The organism is Psychrobacter sp. APC 3426 (assembly GCF_030408035.1).
GTDB lineage: Bacteria > Pseudomonadota > Gammaproteobacteria > Pseudomonadales > Moraxellaceae > Psychrobacter.
On record NZ_JASDCF010000007.1, the window covers coordinates 14920 to 35744 of the forward strand.

18 protein-coding genes are annotated in these 20825 nt (G+C 43.6%); 5 read left to right on the plus strand and 13 right to left on the minus strand.

What is annotated here, in order from left to right; genetic code table 11:
- Positions 1-29: 29 nt before the first annotated feature.
- Complete coding sequence (locus QL919_RS05760; protein WP_290188616.1) at positions 30-650, minus strand: hypothetical protein; 621 nt, start codon at positions 648-650, stop codon at positions 30-32.
- Positions 651-887: 237 nt separating this feature from the next.
- Positions 888-2663 (minus strand): 2-isopropylmalate synthase, encoded by a 1776-nt coding sequence (leuA, locus tag QL919_RS05765; RefSeq protein ID WP_290188617.1) that lies wholly within the window; start codon positions 2661-2663, stop codon positions 888-890.
- 218 nt (positions 2664-2881) lie between these two features.
- Between leuA and QL919_RS05770 the strand changes: the two genes are divergently transcribed.
- Positions 2882-3370: an Lrp/AsnC family transcriptional regulator gene (locus tag QL919_RS05770; RefSeq protein WP_290188618.1), complete on the plus strand. Its 489-nt coding sequence runs from the start codon at positions 2882-2884 to the stop codon at positions 3368-3370.
- Between the two features lie 9 nt (positions 3371-3379).
- On the opposite strand, the gene QL919_RS05775 is transcribed toward QL919_RS05770, so the two are convergent.
- From QL919_RS05775 to QL919_RS05795, 5 genes are all read right to left on the minus strand, one after another.
- The gene (locus QL919_RS05775) at positions 3380-4645 is read right to left on the minus strand and encodes a YbfB/YjiJ family MFS transporter (protein ID WP_290188619.1); all 1266 of its coding nucleotides are present in this window, start codon (positions 4643-4645) and stop codon (positions 3380-3382) included.
- Positions 4646-4703: 58 nt separating this feature from the next.
- On the minus strand, positions 4704-6056 hold the full coding sequence (locus tag QL919_RS05780) for an AarF/ABC1/UbiB kinase family protein (RefSeq protein ID WP_290188620.1): 1353 nt from the start codon (positions 6054-6056) through the stop codon (positions 4704-4706).
- 102 nt (positions 6057-6158) lie between these two features.
- Entirely contained in the window at positions 6159-6959 is an 801-nt protein-coding gene (locus tag QL919_RS05785; protein ID WP_290188621.1) for a HesA/MoeB/ThiF family protein, read from the minus strand.
- Positions 6960-7009: 50 nt separating this feature from the next.
- Entirely contained in the window at positions 7010-7900 is an 891-nt protein-coding gene (prmC, locus tag QL919_RS05790; RefSeq protein ID WP_290188622.1) for a peptide chain release factor N(5)-glutamine methyltransferase, read from the minus strand.
- Between the two features lie 66 nt (positions 7901-7966).
- Positions 7967-9880 carry an MFS transporter gene (locus QL919_RS05795; protein ID WP_290188623.1) on the minus strand — a complete coding sequence of 638 codons (1914 nt, stop codon included), beginning with the start codon at positions 9878-9880 and terminating at the stop codon, positions 7967-7969.
- 543 nt (positions 9881-10423) lie between these two features.
- On the opposite strand from QL919_RS05795, the gene QL919_RS05800 reads away from it, so the two are divergent.
- The 3 genes from QL919_RS05800 (at position 10424) to QL919_RS05810 (ending at position 12900) form a co-directional block, all read left to right on the plus strand.
- Positions 10424-11353 (plus strand): LysR substrate-binding domain-containing protein, encoded by a 930-nt coding sequence (locus tag QL919_RS05800; protein WP_290188624.1) that lies wholly within the window; start codon positions 10424-10426, stop codon positions 11351-11353.
- A gap of 344 nt (positions 11354-11697) precedes the next feature.
- Positions 11698-12699 (plus strand): LLM class flavin-dependent oxidoreductase, encoded by a 1002-nt coding sequence (locus tag QL919_RS05805; RefSeq protein ID WP_356650012.1) that lies wholly within the window; start codon positions 11698-11700, stop codon positions 12697-12699.
- Between the two features lie 48 nt (positions 12700-12747).
- Positions 12748-12900 (plus strand): hypothetical protein, encoded by a 153-nt coding sequence (locus QL919_RS05810; protein WP_290188625.1) that lies wholly within the window; start codon positions 12748-12750, stop codon positions 12898-12900.
- 175 nt (positions 12901-13075) lie between these two features.
- Here QL919_RS05810 and QL919_RS05815 read toward each other — a convergent pair whose 3' ends face one another.
- The 6 genes from QL919_RS05815 to ispF form a co-directional block, all read right to left on the minus strand.
- Positions 13076-14107: an ornithine cyclodeaminase family protein gene (locus tag QL919_RS05815; protein WP_290188626.1), complete on the minus strand. Its 1032-nt coding sequence runs from the start codon at positions 14105-14107 to the stop codon at positions 13076-13078.
- 116 nt (positions 14108-14223) lie between these two features.
- A complete protein-coding gene (locus QL919_RS05820) occupies positions 14224-15183 on the minus strand; it encodes an AEC family transporter (protein WP_290188627.1) in 960 nt (319 codons plus the stop codon).
- A 110-nt stretch (positions 15184-15293) separates the two neighbouring features.
- Positions 15294-17189: a tRNA uridine-5-carboxymethylaminomethyl(34) synthesis enzyme MnmG gene (gene mnmG / locus QL919_RS05825; protein WP_290188628.1), complete on the minus strand. Its 1896-nt coding sequence runs from the start codon at positions 17187-17189 to the stop codon at positions 15294-15296.
- Between the two features lie 295 nt (positions 17190-17484).
- Positions 17485-18027: a hypothetical protein gene (locus QL919_RS05830; protein ID WP_290188629.1), complete on the minus strand. Its 543-nt coding sequence runs from the start codon at positions 18025-18027 to the stop codon at positions 17485-17487.
- 204 nt (positions 18028-18231) lie between these two features.
- The gene (gene grxD / locus QL919_RS05835; protein WP_290188630.1) at positions 18232-18582 is read right to left on the minus strand and encodes a Grx4 family monothiol glutaredoxin; all 351 of its coding nucleotides are present in this window, start codon (positions 18580-18582) and stop codon (positions 18232-18234) included.
- A 163-nt stretch (positions 18583-18745) separates the two neighbouring features.
- Positions 18746-19249 (minus strand): 2-C-methyl-D-erythritol 2,4-cyclodiphosphate synthase, encoded by a 504-nt coding sequence (ispF, locus tag QL919_RS05840; RefSeq protein WP_290188631.1) that lies wholly within the window; start codon positions 19247-19249, stop codon positions 18746-18748.
- Between the two features lie 281 nt (positions 19250-19530).
- On the opposite strand from ispF, the gene mnmA reads away from it, so the two are divergent.
- Positions 19531-20769: a tRNA 2-thiouridine(34) synthase MnmA gene (gene mnmA / locus QL919_RS05845; RefSeq protein WP_290188686.1), complete on the plus strand. Its 1239-nt coding sequence runs from the start codon at positions 19531-19533 to the stop codon at positions 20767-20769.
- The last annotated feature ends 56 nt before the right edge of the window (positions 20770-20825 follow it).

Genomic DNA, 20825 nt, shown 5'->3' on the forward strand with positions numbered 1-20825 from the left:
GAATAAAGACAGCATACTCTAAAATACTGCTATGGCAGCACTCTATTAAAATTCATAAAGCATTCTTGACCATCAGGGTCAGCACACCATTGCATTTGATTGTCATCGTGGTATAAGAATGCAATTAACGCCTCATTGGTTTGGTCAACCTGATTACCAGAACAATCTACTTCATTATTATCATAAACAGTCTTAATGGCGATAATCGGTAGCCCTTCTTCACGGTGAGTCACTAAGTAACGGCCGTAGGTCCATTCCTTACCACTGACTGCCCACATCTCATTATCAGCGCCAAAGTTATATAATTCACGGCACTGATTAGCACTCGTTGCAGAGGTGATCAAATTCTTATTAGTGTTAGGCTGAATATTGAGTACACGCTCTTCACTTTGTGTCAGCACTCCACCATCTGAGCCTGCCATGACTTTTGGCTCATTGGTTTTGCTGTTCTGTGCACTCTTTAGTGCCGCTTGCCGAGCTTCTGCTTCCTTGGTCATGGTGATACTGCTGTCTAAATCTATCTCCCATTGTCCCGCGATAGCAGGACTGATATGGGTAGTAATGGTCGGTTTGATAACGACCTCACCGTTTGCAGGCAATGAAGCCAGAATAGATGCCAATGTAAATGAAGCAAAGGATATAGGTTCCATAATTAACCTTGTATTTATCGTTTTATAATAATGCGTACCATGTACATTAGCGTAAGTCTTAGACACCAAAAACACAAGTAACATTATGCTATTAGTCGTCAAACTTTCGCCAACAATAGGTTAAATTAGATAAAAAATAACGCCATAGCAGTGCTTGCTAGAGGCAAGGTGCTATGGCGTTATTGAGATAATGAAAGCGCTTTAATCAGATTAAATTGAATAAATCACATTCAATGATTAAGCAGCTGTGGTATTTAATGCCTGAGCAAAGGCTGATAACGCCCCTTTCAACATCGCCGATACCGTACTGCTACAGGTTCCGATGCCAGAATATACTTCACCATCTACATTTAACTGAATATAGGCGGCAGCGTTAGCGTCAGTTTTATTATCACTGTTATTGTCATCATCGATACCATTACCACTGTTATGCTGCGGATTGATGGCATGTTCAGCATAATTGATAACGTGTATTGACTTACCCGTATGCTGTGCAAGACCATCGATGAATGATGATAATGGGCCGTTACCAGTACCATCAATCGTGATAGTATCGCCATTCATCTGTACTTGACCATTGAAATAAACGTCACCACCTTTGTTATTAACACTATAGTCTAATAGCTCAAAACTGCCCTGCTGCAGGTAGGTATCTTCAAAAGTTTGTAAGATTTCATCGTTCTGTAATTCGCGTGCAGCCGTTTCTGCTTGCTTTTGTACCACGCCACTAAAGTCAATTTGCATCCAACGTGGCAAGTTAAAGCCATAGTTACGCTGCAAGATATAAGCAACGCCGCCTTTACCAGACTGACTGTTGATACGCACCACATCTTGATAGCTACGACCAATGTGCGCCGGGTCAATCGGCAAGTAAGCCACATCCCAGATATTGTTGGTCTCATCTTGATGTTTTTCATTATAATCGAGAGATTTTTTGATAGCGTCTTGATGCGAGCCACTAAAGGCGGTAAATACTAGCTCACCCACATACGGATGACGTGGATGCAATGGCAAGTTATTACACTCACTCACCACTTGTACGATTTCGCTCATGTTACTAAAGTCTAGCTCAGGGTCAATGCCTTGACTAAACAAGTTCATCGCCATGACCATCACATCCATATTACCCGTACGTTCACCGTTACCAAGTAAGGTACCTTCGATACGATCTGCACCAGCCAATACACCAAGCTCAGCAGCAGCAACAGCGCAGCCACGATCATTATGCGTATGCAAACTAACGGTCACATGCTCACGCTGCGCAAGATGACGGCAGAAATATTCAACTTGATCGGCGAAGACGTTTGGCATAGAGGCTTCAACCGTCGCCGGTAAGTTCAAAATCACTGCTTGCCCATTTTGTGGTTGCCATACTTCACACACGGCATCACAAACTTCTACCGCATATTCGGTCTCCGTCTGGCTAAAGCTCTCAGGTGAATACTGGAACACCCATTCTGTCTCTGGGTACTTGGCCGCATACTCAACCAATAGGTTAGCACCAGCAATCGCAATCTCTTTAATCTCAGCTTTGTCTTTGCCATAAACCTTTTCACGTTGTACGCGACTGGTTGAGTTATACACATGGACGACCGCGCGCTTTGCACCTTTCAATGACTCAAAAGTACGGGCAATTAAATGCTCACGCGCTTGTACCAGTACCTGCAAAGTCACATCATCAGGCACATGATTTTCTTCGATAAGTTTACGAGCAAAGTCGAATTCAACCTGTGCGGCTGATGGAAAACCGATTTCAATCTCTTTAAAGCCAACCTCAACCAGGGTCTTAAAAAAACGCATTTTTTGTTCAATTGTCATCGGATCAATCAGCGCCTGATTACCATCACGCAGATCCACACTTGCCCAGATTGGTGCTTTCTCAATCGTTTTGCTTGGCCATGTACGATCTGGCAGCGACGGCGCAAATGCAAATGGACGATACTTTTTATAATCAAAAGCGGCACTTTTCGGTGTGTTCTTTGCGGCTGCAGTGTGTGTGGTTTGGTCAGACATAATCAATCCTTAGATGATATGGAGATTTATATTTGTAGCTGGATGGCCGGTGATTAGATCAGTGTTTATCATACGAGATAACCAAAGTTTATGCCATAATAATATCAAAGTTTGTGAAACAGAAATCAGCTTTCTTTTACTTAATTTGACAGTATTTTGGTGAAAAAAACCACATTAATGACTATAATTAGATTAATTCACTCAAGAGAAAGAAATAGATGACAAATAACCATTCTGACAATGTATTTTCTATTGAGATTGATGATACGGACAGACAGCTATTACGTTTGTTGCAGACTCAAGCGCGTATGAGCATTACCGAGCTGGCTGAACGTGTCAACCTATCAGCCACGCCTTGTGCACGCCGCATTAAACGTCTGGAAGACACAGGTATTATCACAGGCTACCATACGCAAACAGATGCGCAAAAGCTTGGCTACCCACTTGCCGTCTTTATCGCAATCAGTATGGATCGCCATACTGCCGAGCGTTTTGAGCTGTTTGAATCGAAAATCCAAAGCTTTGATGAAGTCATCAGTTGCAGCATCGTCACGGGTCGTACAGAAGACTATTTGATTAAAGTACGTGTGCGCGATATGGCACATTATGAAGAGTTTCTGTTACATAGGCTCAATCGTATCGAAGGCGTCGCTCAAGTACATACCAGTTTTGAGTTACGAGAAGTTTTTAGCCGTAACGTGGTTTAGCCATAGGCTTTAAACGATCACTCGTGATTGTCGACGGAATACTAACAGTAGCAGCAACCCCAACATCAAACCAATCGCGGCAACCAACAGACCCGCGTTAAAGTTGTCATTCTGTCCTGCTAGCGCTACTGTCACCAATGGCCCTAAAAACTGCCCAAGCGCATAGGCTAAAGTTGCCAATCCTATCAGCAAATTAGAGTAAGTTGGATTGATATTTTTGATGATATTCAAGGTCATCGAGACCATACCGACAAAGGTCAACCCTAAAATAGCGGCATTGCCATACAGTCCAATCGCACCGTCAAACCAAATCGGCAAGCACATCCCCACTGCTTGCAATAGAGTCAAACCCATCAAAGTTTTTATCTCGCCAATTCGCTTGGCAAGAGCGCCCCATAAGGGATTAGACAGCATGGCAAAAACACCAACGACCAACCAAATCAACAACCCTGAATAAGAATGTGCCGTTAAGCGCTGTGTTGCCATGACGGGCAAAAAAGTCGCAGAGGTAATATAACCAAAACCTGCCAGCACATAGCTTGCCGATAACAAAGCAATGGCTTTATGATGACCAGCAATCGCCTCATATAAAGCGCGTTTAAAATTTAGATAGGTTTGATGCATGCTCAGGCGTTGGCTGAAGTGTTGCGAGTTCTGTAGATGCAAGTTCTTGGCTTTCGATAATGTCGGTCTTATAGCATAGAGCAACCATAATAGTGGCAAACTACTGATTCCAGCCACCAGCCAAATCTTATCAAAATGATAACCGAGCATTAACAGCCACCACGTTAGTATCGCAGATGCACTAATACCAACACCGATACCGGCATAATGTACGGCTGAGAGCACAGAGCGCCGCTCGGTACTTAGGTTTTGAATGATGAAAGATGAGCTTAAAATCATGGCAATACCACTGGCAATGCCTGCTAGCAGCCGAATGACATACCAAAGATTGAGTGACAAGTCTGGTATTACCAGTAATATCGTGGTGATGACACTAACCACCGTCCACAGCATCATCGTCTGCCATGTTGAGCGCTGAGGCACAAACATGGCAATCAGTGCGCCGATAAAATAGCCAATGTAGTTGATAGAGGCTAACCAACCTGCAATCGTCGTTGATAGAGACAGTTGCATCATAATATCGGGCAAGGTGGCGGTAAATAAAAAGCGACCATAACCCATGACCACTGCCATGCAATAGAGACCGATAAAAGCAATGGCTGTTTCATTGGTAATAGTAGAGACAGCACGGCGTTTAAAAGTAGTCATCATGACAGCGCCATTTTGTGGCAATAAGCACACAATCCATTGTGTTTTAGTATTTGCGTATTTAAGAAACGTTTAACGTCGGTGGAATGCTAGGCTCATCTTCTGCTTGTCCTAGCATTTGCACACGCTGATCGCTAAACATATCCATATCAGGGGCTAAAGTACGCATAAAACGATCAAAATAAAGCATCTGCTTGGTCAGTAACGCAAAATCACGTGGAAAATGAATACCATGACGCTTACCGACTTCCACAATCTCAAGCATCATTTGATTCAGCTCATCGGCTTGCTCTTTGCTATTAAAAGGTACGCCACTGGTAAAGGCTTTATCCTCTGCCATGATGGTCTTCATCATACGCTGCAAATCATTACCCAATGCCACCACGTCAACCTGATTGCCACCATGCGTCATCTCCATATCAATCATATGGCGCGCCATTGCTTGATAATCACTGTCTTGCATGGCTTGCATCATTCCCATACAGGCGCGCCAGCTCTCAGCCTTTAATTTTCCAACGATCCCAAAGTCCAAGAAGCCAATACGACCATCCGTCAGCAGCATCAAATTGCCGGCATGTAAGTCAGCATGGAAACTATTACACAACATCAAACTGGCAAACCACGTGTTTAAAGTATCTGCCATCACTTGTGCAGGGTCAGCACAGTACTGACGCATGACCGACTCATCAACCATAGAGACACCATACAAGCGGCTCATGGTCAGTACACGCTTAGTGGTCAGCTCCTCATAAACCGTTGGTGCGACCACCCGAGTATTACCTGATACCGCTAAGAACTGCTGGAAATCGCGAATGTTTTGCGCCTCAGCGATAAAATCAGTTTCGGCAAGCATACGCAGACGAATCTCATCGATAATTGGTGCAATACTGGCAAATTTCATCGATGGCATGAGTATTTCAAGCAACTTGGTGACACCATGTAATACGCCCAGATCCGTCTGCATGATGGTCTCAACACCTGGCTTTTGCACCTTTAATACCACCTCATCACCATTGTGTAATCGAGCGGCATGCACCTGAGCGATAGAAGCTGATGCTAAAGGCTCTCGCTCGATATGAGCAAACTTATCATCAAGCGTTAACCCATCAACGGCCAGTTCTTCTTTTAAGACCTGCTCAATATAGGTATAAGACAATGGCGTGGTTTGATCCAAGCAGCTTTGAAATGCCTTTACATACTCACGTGGAAATAACGATGGTGTACTAGCGATAAATTGGCCAATCTTGATATAGGTCGTGCCCAACTGCTCAAAAGTTTCTTTTAACAACATCGCATCAGGCTTTTCACCCTTTGCGACTCTGAGCGCAGAAAGACCAGCCACGCTCGCGGTTTGGCGAACACGATTAACAACATTAAAGGTATGCTTTAATAAATGCGGACGATGAATTTTCATAAGAAACAACTATGGTAATAAAGAAAAGTGATAATAATAAAGAAAGTATAGTATGAACCAGTTGAACGATTGCTAATGCCTGCTACCAAGTCATTGAAAAAATCATGGAGAAAGACTAGCACATACTGGACAATGAACATCTTGTCGATAGCCCATTAATCGCTGCTGCATCTGCCTACCATCCCATATTAGCAGTTTGTTTGTCAGTGGATTTTTGGTTAATCCCAAATACTGCAGCGCAGCATTGGCCTGTAAATTACCCATGATGGCTGTCGTGCTAGCAAGCACCCCTGAATTGGCACAGCTACGCTCATCAGCCTCTGCATCCACTGCTACAGAACCAAAAACACAATGATAGCAACCTGTATTGAGATGTGGCTCATACAACGCTAACTGCCCCTGCATGGCTATCGCTGAGGCAGATAATAATGGAATCTGATAGCGCACACTAATGCGATTAATGATGTCACGCGTCGCAAAGTTGTCAGTGCAGTCTAATAGTAAATCGGGCTTACCTGTCGCCATATCAAGTAGCTCGTAAGCATTGTCTTCACTTAACCGTGCAACCGTACCGCGAGCAGATATTAAGGGATTAATCTTCTCCAACATTTCGGCAGCGATCAGCGCCTTGGGCTTACCAATATCTTCAGGTAAAAATAGCGTTTGCCGCTGCAAATTGCTTGCCTCAATCTCATCACCATCAATCAGATGAGTCTGCCCAAGTCCTGCACGTACTAAGGTCTCAGAGGCAGGACAACCCAGACCGCCCGCTCCTATTATGACCACACGAGACGATTTCAAGCGTAGCTGCGCATCGATATCCCAGCCATCAAGCAACACCTGCCGTGCGTAACGCATCAGCTCATCATCTGCTAGCTGCTTTGACTCTAACGACTGCACCATATGTATCACCAAAACCTATTCATAAATAGCCTACCAAAACAAATCACTGACTAAATCCGCCCTAATGTCACCCGATCATTGCCACCAAAGTCCTGCACCGTTTGCACGACTATAAAGCTATTATTTGAAAATATCTGACGTACTATTGCCCCTTGATCAAAGCCATGCTCAATCGCTAATAGCCCGTCTGTACGCAAATATTTTGGCGCTTGTTGAACAATATGCTCTATATCGGCCAATCCGTGATTGGGCGCACTTAACGCGCTAATCGGTTCAGCTATTAAACGTGCTAAATGCTCGTCCGACTCATCAATATAAGGCGGATTTGAGACAATCACATCGAATAACGGCACGTCCTGAGTAGACAACTTGTCATACCAGCTGCTTTGTACAAACTCAATATCAGCAACATCATTGATAACGGCATTGTGTTTAGCAACTTTCAATGCCTCTGCTGATAAATCGACCGCAATCGTCTGCCAATGACCATGTTTCGATTTGAGTTTTAACTCATGTGACAAACTAATAGCAATACAACCTGACCCCGTGCCTAAGTCTAACAAGCGCTTTGGCTTATCATCATCTAAACTTTTTGGCTGAGACTCTATCCAATTTAACACTTGTTCAACCAACACTTCAGTGTCAGGTCGAGGGATTAGCGTATGCTCATTAACGGTAAAATTGAGCGACCAAAACCCTTGTTGTCCCGTTAAATAAGCGAGCGGTGTGCCAGCCTGCATTTTAGCAACGCCAGTATTAAATTGCTCAAGCTCACTATCAGACAGCTGATAACTCTCATCAGTGATTAAAAATGAGTTTGGCTTGTCGATGACATGGAGTAACCAATCCGTTAGCCAAAATGACGGCAATGCAGTACCTGCTTCCCCATCCGTCAGTTGCTGACTCTGCTGCTTTATTTGACGAATGGTAAACGCTGTCATAAATCACTCTTGAAAATACTGGTTAATGAATAAGGTCGCTTCACTGGTTATGGTTTATTATTCTAGCTATTCCGAGGCACGTGGTGGTGCATTGGTGTCTGTCAAATTAGGGTTTGCCTTGCTTAACGAGGGCTTACCACCACTATTGCTATCGTCATCGCCTTCATCACCATAAATATCATCATTATCGCCAATGACGATATGCTTATCGACAAAGTAAATCAATGCAAGGATAGGAATGCCGATAGCAAAGGTAAATAAGAAGAAGAACGGATAGCCCATTGCGTCAACGATACCACCAGAATATCCGCCCAGCACTTTAGGAGCCAATGTCATCAAGGAAGAGAATATAGAATACTGTACAGCGGTAAACTTAATCGAAGTCAGGGCGGATAAGAAGGCAATAAACACGGCACTGGCAAAGCCTGCTGCTAAGTTATCTAATATGACCGCAAGATACATATACTCTAGACTGCCTGGGTGATAGGTCAAAAGCACAAACAGTAAGTTGGTAATACTTGCTAGTATCGCCCCCAACATCATCACATGCATCATGCGCATTTTTTGCGCCAATATCCCGCCTAAGAAACCACCAGCGAGCGCCATTAGCACGCCTACCAACTTCACAGCATTGGCAATATCAACTTTACTAAAGCCCATGTCTTGATAAAACACATTAGATATAACCCCTGCGACAATGTCAGAGATACGGTAAAGACCGATTAAGGCTAGTAATAACAATGCTTGCTTGCCATAACGCTTGAAGAAGTCCGCAATAGGGTCTATCCACATCGTTTTCGCGACTTCTTTTCTGGCCAGTCCCACTTTTATGAGCGAATATCCTACTGCCATTGCCACTGCTAAGCTACCAAATAACCGTACCGTCTCAGCGATAAAACTCAGCAATACACTCTCGGTGTCTGTAAACAACCCACCGATGGCAATAAAGGCACCTATAAAACCAATGACGGTAATGATAAATAGTAAGACAATTCTCACGTAATCATTACGCGTTTCGACCAGCAAAGAGACTTTGTTGATAATCTTAGGTTGGTTAAATATGAAGAATAATAGTAAAAGCGGCGCGCAAGCAACCAAAGCCAAGAAGTAAAAATTGACAGCGGGCTGGATGGCGAGCGGTATGAGTGTAATATCCGCATTCAAAAAGTTGTTATAAATAATCTTTATTAAACTGAGCAAACCATATATCGAACCTGGTATCACTAACAAGCCAGCATATATAAAAAATGCCTTGAGATTGTTCTTTTGCTTTTTGAGCTGTAAAACTTCAGCAATCGGCTCATAACCCGCAAAGGTTGCCAAAATCCCGATAGACATCACCGCCGCCATAATATAATAAGTATTACGCCACGCTTCATAACTATAAAGCGCTTCTGTAGAGCCGAAGTAGTCTGCTAAGTATAGCGCGCCTGCCCCAGCAACAATCATACCCACTCGATACCCTGCGACATACATGGCGGCTAATGTCGGCTGCAATGCTGGCGGTGCTATCTCAATACGATACGCATCGATGACAATATCCTGCGTCGCCGATGAGAAACCAAGTAGAACCGCTGATGCTGCCATAAACCACAGAGCTTGGTCACTGATCGGGTTAAAGCTCGCCATCAATAATATGGCAATTACGATAAGCAACTGCGAGGTGACAATCCATGCCCGACGCCGACCAAGCCATTTGGTCAAAAAAGGAACAGGAAGCGCATCAATCAATGGTGCCCAAATAAACTTAAAAGAATAGCCAAGCGCCGCCCAACTAAACATAGTCACGACACCGCGCTCAATACCTGCCTCACGCAGCCATAGTGATAGGCTCGAAAAAATGAGCAGAATAGGAATACCTGCGGCAAACCCTAAAAACAATATAATAATAGCGCGAGGGTCAAGGTAAGCTTTCGCAGCTTCGCCCCATGATTTTTTTGCAACTGATTGATTGGGTGGCACAGATTTGACAGCAGACATAATAACTCACCAACACTTGAGATAAATAACACAACTTCGCACAGTTTTTATCAATCACTCGTATTTATCTCTTCTCGTACTTTCATTCATAGATAGAATCGATAAAAACTGTTTAACGTTGTACAAATTTGACCATTACAACAAAATTCAATTATGGTACTTGAGAACGCCTACCTTGACTAGATATTTTTGCATTAACTTATAAACGTGGCGGTTAGCCACCATCTATATTTCGACTTGGTAACGCGTTGTGTCATAACCTTGCTTTATTATAAATAGCCAACGTTAAAAACACTGATACTGTCTTCTAAAGTTAAGCAGTAGTTAAGGGCTATTAACGACTTTTTGGACTGTTATTTTGGTCAAAGAAATCGACAAACTGGTCATATGAAAACTCTATATTCCTAATTATCATAATTTGATAGCTATTTATTATATACAAGAATATTAACTTTGTTTTACACTACTCTCTTACTGCATATTTGTACGTTTTCACTTTTATATACAGACAGGGTTTGTATATTTACTCAATAGGATTCAGTTATGGCAATCGACGTAGTGGTCAATCAGCGACATCTACAAATCCAACTCAAACAGTTGGAGACTGTATGGCATACAGTAATCAACGGCTATAACTTAAGCCAAGCAGCGACAGTACTGCATACCAGTCAATCGAGCCTATCCAAACATATTGCTGCACTAGAAAACCAGTTGAAAACTGAAGTATTTATTCGTCAAGGCAAGCGTCTAACGGGTCTTACGACCATGGGTACAGCACTCATGCCACACATTGAGTCTATCTTTGCTGAAATCCGTACCATTGAGAATCTGAGTCTCGATTTTAATAATCCTAATACGGGTACACTGACGATTGCCACCACTCATACGCAGGCACGTTATGTACTGCCGCATGTGGTAAAAGAATTCAAAGAGCGTTTTCCTAAAGTTAATTTAATCTTGCAACAAGCCGATCCCGAGACTATCGCGCAGATGGTGATTCGCGGACAAGCCGATATCGGTATTGCCACCGAGTCTTTACTCTATAACAACTATCTACGCTGCTATCGATATTATGACTGGACGCATCGCGTCATTGTGCCGAGCGACCACGAACTTGCTGGACAAGAATCCATTGACTTACCCACATTGGCAAGCTATCCAATCGTGACTTATCATGGAGGCTTCACAGGACGCGGTGCCATTGACAAAACTTTTGAAGCGGCAGGATTAGAGCCTGATATTGTATTAGCCGCGCTTGATGCTGATGTCATTAGCACCTATGTTGGTCTTGGCTTAGGTATTGGTATCATTGCTGAGATGGCTTTTGAGCCAAGTCACTATCAAAACCTAACGGCGATTCCAGTCGACCATTTTGGGCGCTTTACCAGTTGGATGGCGGTACGTGATGATGCAGAAATTCGCCAATATGGTCGTGCTTTTATGGAGCTCTGTCAAAAGCAGTTTAGTGAGTAGCTTTTTAAATAGTAGCTTGTTAAATAGTAACTACTCTACGCATAGCTAATGAGCACTTTTATCTATAAAAATTCAACGGCATCGTTATCAGCAGATAGCGGTGCCGCTTGCTTTTTATACTATTATTTCTCCTAAAAACTGTATTTCACTCCTGTACAACCATCACATTATTAAGATTTGTTATTACCTCATACTCTGACCTTGATATTCACTATAACTGCCCCATCATACTAATTATTGAACAATCAGTAGGCAGTCACGTCAAACTAGTGCCTTCTATAACTATAATTGAATACAAATATAATAATGTCGTTGAGACACGGCATCATAACAATAGGTGAATCATGAGTAATACAATCCCTTTGTCATTTTTAGACCTAGCGCCCGTTCCTGAGGGTAACACCATCGCTGAAGGTATCGCCCAGACTGTTGAGACCGCACAACAAGCAGAGGCAGCCGGCTTCAACCGTTATTGGATGGCAGAGCACCACAATATGCCCGGTATCGCTAGTGCAGCGACCTCGGTGCTACTATCGCATATTGGTAGTCAAACCAAGCGCATCCGTATTGGTGCAGGCGGTGTGATGTTACCTAACCATGCTCCGCTGGTCATCGCTGAGCAATTTGGTACCTTGCAAGCACTCTATGGCGACCGTATTGATTTGGGCTTGGGCCGCGCCCCTGGTACAGATGGAGCGACGTTTCAGGCGCTACGTCGGCAAATGAAAGATGCTGAGCGCTTTCCGCAAGATGTACAAGAACTGATGTATTTTTTGGGCAATGATACTGATAATAGTCCTGTACAGGCATTCCCAGGCGCCAAATCAAACATTCCCATTTGGATATTAGGCTCATCATTATTTGGAGCGACCCTAGCTGCACATTTAGGACTCCCTTATGTGTTCGCTTCTCATTTTGCCCCGCAGATGCTTGGTCAAGCCATCACTGCTTACCGTGAGCAGTTCAAACCTTCGGCTTATTTAGATAAGCCTTACGTGATGCTAGCTGCGAATTTATTACTTGCTGATGATGATGAAACTGCACAGTATCACTTTACCTCAGCGCAGCAGAGTTTTGTACGCTTACGCCGTGGTGAAACAGGTCAAATGCCAAAACCGACTCATGATATGGATAGCATCTGGAGTCCAGCAGAAAAGATGATGGTAGACAGTGCACTATCAATATCATTTATTGGCTCTGTTGAGACTGTCAGACCCAAGCTGGCTAAATTCCTTGAGCAGTATGCGCCAGATGAGCTCATTGTCACTGCGAACGTCCATAATCAAGCGGCTCGTTTACGCTCACTTGAACTTACACCTGAGCTAAAATTGTTTACTTTACAATGAGATAAGACGCTTGCATAATTATTGATCGACTCTCATGAGGTAGCAGTGATGGAATCTTCTGCTTTTATCGGTTCATCAATATTTTTATATATCGTTGCCTTTATTGCTGTTATGGTCGTTGGCGGTTATTTGACGTACCGTACCAGCCCTAAACGTAAACAACGTCGAGACCACAAGCGCCGTAAAGACGATTTAAATTAGGTCATGTTTTTAATTCAATTAGACTGTTATCTACAGTAAATATTTAAAAAACACCTAAATCAATGTAAAAAGCCCCCTTCTCTTATTTGAAAAGGGGGCTTATTTTTTGCTCAGTTATAAAAATCTTTTATTTCCAAATGCTGACTGTCTTACTATTTAATAGTACTATTTAACATTACCATTCCACAGATGAGCCAAGGTTTTTTTGTTTGGCTTGCTTGGCAACATACAGTGCGACTGCCGCATCAAAACTTGCCGCACCAACTGATTTAAATAAGGTGACACCTTGGTCGCGTTCACTGCTTTTTTCTTCTAACGCCCCTGTCACTAGCGCTTGTAAGTCACCAGTGAGATCATCCCATACCCACGCGCACTCATCGCTATCATGTGCTTGGATTAAATCGCCCGCTTCGTGACGGCTACCAACCAAGTCATCAACGATGACCATTTTACTACTGGCAATCACATCATTACTTATCTCTTTCATCGACGGTTGATAAGCGCCTACCGCATTGATATGTGCATTAGGTTTAATTTGATCGATACCAAATAAACCTTCAGTTGCACGGGTTGCTACGTTGATAACATCGGCATCACGGACCGCATCACTTAACGCTGCACAAACCTTCATCTCAACATCCCATTGAGAATAGTCACGGGCGAAACGTGTTTGAAACTGCTTCGCGCCTTCATGGCTTCTGTTCCATAAATACACTGTTTTAATGTCAGGGCGTACCGTTAATACAGCGTTTAACTGCTCATAAGCCATACCACCACAACCGATAACAGCGACACTTTGGCAATCAGACTTTGCCATATACTTAGTAGCGATACCTGATAAAGCTGCCGTACGCACCTGCGTGATATAAATACCATCCATAATCGCTAATATTGCGCCAGTATCATTGTTTGATACGGTAATAATAGCAGTGGTCGTTGGCATATCACGACTAGGATTATCAGGGCAAATAGTGACGAGCTTTACGACTGCGTATTCTTTGTCACCATCATAAATCGTGGCTGGCATGGATAAATGCGAGCCTGAGCTATGACTCTCAGATTCACTAAAGGTTTCAATGACCAAGCGCTCAGGTGCTTTAACCCAATTGGGGTGTACTGCTTGTTGCTGTAATAATTCTTCGATAGCATCGATGGCTGCCTGCATCACGAGATGTTCAGTCACTACCGCTTTGCTTAACAATTGCACTTTTAGCGCTCCTATTTATTTATATTGATATGTTTATTATTTAACGCCCAGTTATCACAACCATAATAATCATAATAGTTAACTTATCATAGTAGTATATTAGGTTAAGCCAAGGGTTACATCCAGCCTAAGACCCGTAATGTTGCCGCACCAATCGCCATGCCAAACATACCCACCACCGTGGTAAAAGCTAAAATATTGGCCGCCAATATATCATTTCCACCCATGGCTTTTGCCATTACGTAACTGGCAGCAGCAGTAGGAGACGCCACCATCAAGAACAGCACACCCATATGGACGCCTGATAAACCAAACGCCAGACCAACGGCAATTGCTATCATAGGGGCAACCACGATACGTCCAATACTCGCCTGCATAGACAAGCCTGAAGGATGCAGCATCGACTTTAAGTTGATACTGGCACCAGCGCAAATCAGTGCCAATGGCAATGCAACTGCGGCTAGCAAGTCGCCAGTCGTATGAATGACCCCTGTGAGCGGCGGCAACATCAAGGCTTTATAAGTAAAGGCGGCTAGCAACGCCAGTATCAGTGGATTGGTAAATAGCTTTTTGATGATCATGGTGCTACGGCTAACCCACGTATCATCGACACTTTTAGACACACGGCTAAGAGTAATAACCGCTAAAATATTAAACAGTATCGTCACGACACCCATATATACTGCACCGATACTTAAGCCGCGCTCACCATAGGCGTTGGCAACCGTTGCCAGACCGATAATGGCCATATTGCTGCGAAATACGCCTTGTACAAACACCCCTTGATCTGCTGGACGACTGACAAAACGCTTGGCATAAAGCTCTGCACCGATAAATAATATAAAGGTGACTAAAATACCAGCCACTATCAGTGTGAACTGCTTGCCATAATCGACCTCACTATCGACCACGCTAAAGAAAAGCAAACAAGGCAGACAGTAATTAAAAACGAAGCTTGACGCCTGATCGATAAATGCCTGACTGGCCTCGCCGCGTCTTTGCATAAAAAAACCCAACCCCATTAAAGCAAGGTTGGGCAATACAATCGTAATCGCAAAAACAATGGCTTCAATCATAAAAGAACTCAGCTCAGCAATTGGGCTTAGCAATCAACATTAATAAAACAGCCACTAGCAATAAATAACCATCATTAAAGATTTTACTCTAATGATGGCCTAGTAACATATTATGAGTCCAAAGCAGCCTTAGCTTTTTTGTGCTTTTTGACTGTCATGGCTAATAATTGAACAGCTGCAGGCGTCACGCCGCTCACGCGCCCAGCTTGGGCAAGCGTAGCAGGACGTACTTGCGTTAGCTTTTGCACAATCTCATTTGAGAGCCCCGACACGATACTATAGTCAAAATCCATTGGTAGTGCGGTATTCTCTAAACGCTTCATCTGATCAATATCTTCTTGCTGACGATCGATGTAGCCGGCGTACTTGACAGAAATTTCAATCTGCTCACCCACCTGTGCATCAACTTGCGAATCAGTAATCGCAGCGATATCGGCAAAGTGGATTTGCGGACGTTTGAGCAGATCAAAAGCAGTCGCTTCTTTGCTAAGTACTTCGCCTGTTTGCTCAGTGACTTTTTGCCCTAGAGCATTCGCAGGGGTTGCCCACATATCTTTTAGACGAGCAGACTCAGTAGCGATAGATTCCATTTTCTGCTCGTAAGCCTGCCAGCGCTCATCATCAACCAAGCCAAGCTTACGACCCGTCTCAGTCAAGCGTTGATCCGCATTGTCTTCACGTAATAATAAACGATACTCTGCACGGCTAGTAAACATGCGATACGGCTCAGTCGTGCCATGAGTGATTAAATCATCGACAAGTACGCCAAGATACGCTTCATCACGGCGCGGTGTCCAGGTCTCAAACTCACTATTATTAGTCGTCACTAACGCCGCATTAGTTCCCGCTAGCAACCCCTGCACGCCTGCTTCTTCATAGCCAGTCGTACCGTTGATTTGACCCGCGAAGTACAAGCGATCAATAGACTTGGTCTCAAGCGTTGGCTTTAGATTTTGTGGATCAAAATAATCGTATTCAATCGCATAGCCTGGACGGGTAATGTGCGCGTTCTCTAACCCTTTCATACTATGAATAAAGTCTAATTGCACATCAAATGGTAAGCTGGTTGAGATACCATTTGGATACAGCTCATGCGTTGTCAGACCTTCTGGCTCAATAAAGATTTGATGACTGTCTTTATCAGCAAAGCGGTGAATCTTATCTTCAATCGATGGGCAGTAACGTGGACCCACGCCTTCAATTTTGCCAGAGAACATCGGTGAGCGATCTAAATTCTCACGGATGATGTCATGAGTACGCGCATTGGTATGTGTAATATAGCAATTGACCTGTTCAGGGTGCATAGATACATCACCCATGTAGCTCATCACTGGTAGCGGTGTATCACCTGGCTGTACCGTCATCACACTAAAGTCAACGCTACGCGCATCGATACGTGCGGGTGTTCCAGTCTTTAAACGTCCAACTGGCAGCTTAAGCTCACGCAAACGATCCGCCAATTTGATAGAAGGTTGATCCCCTGCACGTCCGCCTTTTGAGTTCTCAAGACCGATATGAATGACACCGCCCAAGAATGTTCCTGAAGTTAGAATTACGGTTTCGGTCTTAAAGATAATGCCAGTGGAGGTGACAACCGCCGTCGCGCGACCATTTTCTACCAAAATATCATCAGCACCTTGTTGGAATAAATCAAGATTGGGCTGGTTCTCTAACGTCGCGCGTATTGCAGCTTTGTACAAAATACGATCCGCTTGCGCACGAGTTGCGCGCACGGCTGCACCTTTGCGACTATTCAATACGCGAAACTGAATACCTGCCTTGTCGGTTGCCAACGCCATCGCACCGCCCAACGCATCAATCTCACGTACCAGATGTGATTTACCAATACCACCAATCGCCGGATTACAGCTCATCTGCCCCAGCGTCTCAATATTATGCGTCAACAGCAAGGTCTGCGCGCCCATACGTGCGGCTGCCAAGGCAGCTTCAGTACCGGCGTGACCGCCACCGATGACTACCACGTCGTAATGTTTTGGATATTGCATGCATGCCTCGCTTGAATGACGATATTTTTAGCAACAAGTTATTGATTAATAAAGATAACGTATCACGTAATGAATAGGCGTCAGTCTTATTTTAAGAACGGATAAGATAAGTTGTTAGAAACAAAATAGATAACTGACAATTATAACAATTTTTTAACATGTAAAAAACGTTGCAACAAAACTATTAATAATAAAAGTTATTTATCATAAAATTATGAGCCTAGATACGCTAAATCAATCAGCTTATCTACGCTCATTCAATGACTTGCTTAATGAAATGAATTAAACCATTGTTTTAATTCAAGCCACCGCCAGGACTAAGTGGCACAATGCGATCTGCCTGACCACTAGCTAGCATATGCTGGCTACCATAACCCTCTGGATTAATCTGCAAATAGGCATTCATTTTGCCAATCGCTTCGCCATCATTGCTCGCTAGTATCTTGGCTTTGATGACTTCAACCGGCGGCAGTGGTAGATTTTTAAGCAGCGCTAAAAGTTGATCGTTATCGCCTTTATTCACGACCAATTCAATGAGCTGACGCGCGTCAATTGGTAAGTCTGGCGTATTCTGTGCCAGTAGCGCCAAGTGATAAGCACCAGTCGGATCCTGATCCGCCACGACACGCTGCTCAATAGCAATATAGGTCGCTTCAGTTGCACCGCCTGCCACACTAAGCTGATGGATACATTTTAGAGCAGAGTTTGGCTCGTTACCTGCCATATCAATTAAACGTGCAGACTCATTTTTTAGATGCTCACGGCGCTTTTCAATAGCCGCTTGCTCAGCCACTTCTTGTTGCTCAGTCAACACATTTTCTGATAATTGATTATTCATATTATTCTCTCTTTTTTATGTAGTCTATATTTACTTTGAACACTATATGGGGCTAAATCCTATAAAAACAATGGATTGTCTAGGCAATAAAAAACCCGAATAGCCATTCCAATCTGTTAAGGAAGGCTACTCGGGTTAGCGACGCTTCGATGCTTAAAACCATTTATTGAGACATACAAGCTGCCCAATAAAAGCGCTTAAACATTAAGCAGCAGGGCTGTTGGCTTCAACCAATGGTTTCAGCTCGCCTGATTGATACATCTCTAAAATGATGTCTGAACCGCCCATTAATTCACCATCAATCCATAATTGCGGGAACGTTGGCCAGTTGGCAATTTTTGGCAAAGTCGCACGGATTTCTGGATTTTCTAAAATGTTGACAAAGGCAAATGGACGACCAATTTGAGTCAACACTTCGATAGAGCGCGCTGAAAATCCACATTGTGGAAACTGCGGCGTGCCTTTCATATAAATGATTACTTTGTTGTCTTTGATTTGATCACGAATCAGCTGTTCAACATCGTTTGTAGCGGTATTTGGGGTTTGCTCGCTCATAAAAGCTCCTATTAATAAAGCGGTTCATTAAACTAGTTATTGGTACAAAAGAATGACATAGAGAGTTGCCATAATACATGGGGCAATTGCCACTGTATTACAAGCACAGTTATATGTTGGTTCAGCTAACAGTGATTTCAGTTAATCACTATTTAAGCTACAGTTATTTAGGGTCGACGACATTAGGCACTAATAATACCACGGCACTAGCCATAATGCCTTCTTGCCGACCGGTAAAACCCAGTTTTTCAGTCGTTGTTGCTTTTACACTGACGTTACCAATGTCAGCCTGCAAATCACTGGCGATATTTTCACGCATCGCTTGATTGTGTGGGGCGAGTTTTGGACGCTCACACATCACCGTAATATCAGCATTACCCAGCATGTAGCCTGCTTCTTGTACCTTGCTATAGACATAACGTAGCAATACTCGAGAGTCCAAGCCAGCATGCGCGGCGTCAGTGTCCGGAAAGTGCTGACCGATATCGCCAAGCGCCAATGCGCCAAGCAGCGCATCCGCGAGCGCGTGCAGTACTACATCACCATCAGAGTGTGCAAGCAAACTATGAGTGTGCTCGATAGGCACGCCCGCTAGTATGACATATTGCTGCTGCTGACCATTATTATGAAAAGCATGCACATCAATACCTTGACCAATTTTTATCATTATTATTCCAAACAAATAAAGACCATTAAATAAAGGCATTTAAAATAACTCAAAACCACTATCTGAATTTTCAAAGGGGTTTTGTCGGCTCTAAGATGCCATAGCTCGCCACCAGTTTCAATTAACTGGTATAATATGACCCTTATTTTATCATATTACCCTGTCTAAGAGATAAGTCTAAAAGATACGCTGAGATTATTAAATCGCTCAGCCTGAACCTTAGTGATTTTGTTGATATCAGTATCCAAATTTAGACAAGGTATAAAAAGTTGAGCCATTCTATGTCAGTCATGCCAAATACATCAAACACACCCGTTTCTGATTCTTTCAACGCCCAGCGCCCTTTGACGCTTGCCGATATCGACAATCCTAGCAGCAAACATGTGATTGTTGGCATGTCAGGTGGGGTCGATTCTTCCGTGTCTGCCGTTTTGCTCCAGCAAGCAGGCTTTAAGGTGGAAGGTCTGTTCATGAAAAACTGGGAAGAAGATGACGGCACCGAATACTGTACCGCCATGGATGACTTAGCAGATGCGCAAGCCGTTTGTGACAAAATTGGTATGAAACTACACACAGCCAACTTTGCCATGGAATACTGGGATCGTGTTTTTGAGCATTTCTTAGCGGAATACAAAGCTGGACGCACGCCCAATCCTGACATCTTATGCAACAAAGAGATTAAATTTAAGGCATTTCTGGACTACGCTCTGACTCTTGGCGCTGATTATATTGCCACCGGTCACTATACGCGTCGCAGTGTGAACTACAAAAATGATGATGGCGTAGAAGTTGCACAGCTATTGCGTGGCCTAGATAACAACAAAGACCAAAGCTACTTCTTACATGCGGTTGGCGGCGACAAAATTGCCAAGACCTTGTTCCCAGTTGGTGAGCTTGAAAAACCCGTCGTACGTCAAATCGCTGAAGACCATGATCTAGCTACCGCTAAAAAGAAAGACTCAACGGGCATTTGCTTTATTGGTGAGCGTCGTTTTAAAGACTTTTTGCAGCAGTATTTGCCTGCCCAAAAAGGCGACATTATAACTGACGACGGACACATCATCGGTACTCATGATGGGCTCATGTATTACACGTTAGGTCAGCGTGGCGGTATCGGTATTGGCGGTGTCAAAGACCGTCCAGAAGAGCCATGGTTTGTACTCGCAAAAGACTTGGACAAAAACCGTTTAATCGTTGGTCAAGGTCATGAACACCCGATGCTCATGAGTAATGAGTTGCAAGCTTATAAGCTCGACTGGATTGATGGTCTGCCACCTACGGATATATTTAGCGCTGATGGCTTACGTTGCATGGCAAAATCACGCTATCGTCAACCAGATCAAGCCTGCTCTGTATTTGCAACCAATGTTGATGGCAGTGAAGTCCGAGTCGTATTTGACGAACCGCAACGTGCAGTCACTCCAGGTCAATCAGCAGTATTCTATATCGACGAGGTTTGTTTGGGTGGCGGGGTTATTGAGTCTATTGATGCGCCATCTCTGGTTGTCAGTGACAGCTAGAAATGGCTAATAATCAAAGGTTTATTTAAGATTTTACAATCTATCTAACGAATGAT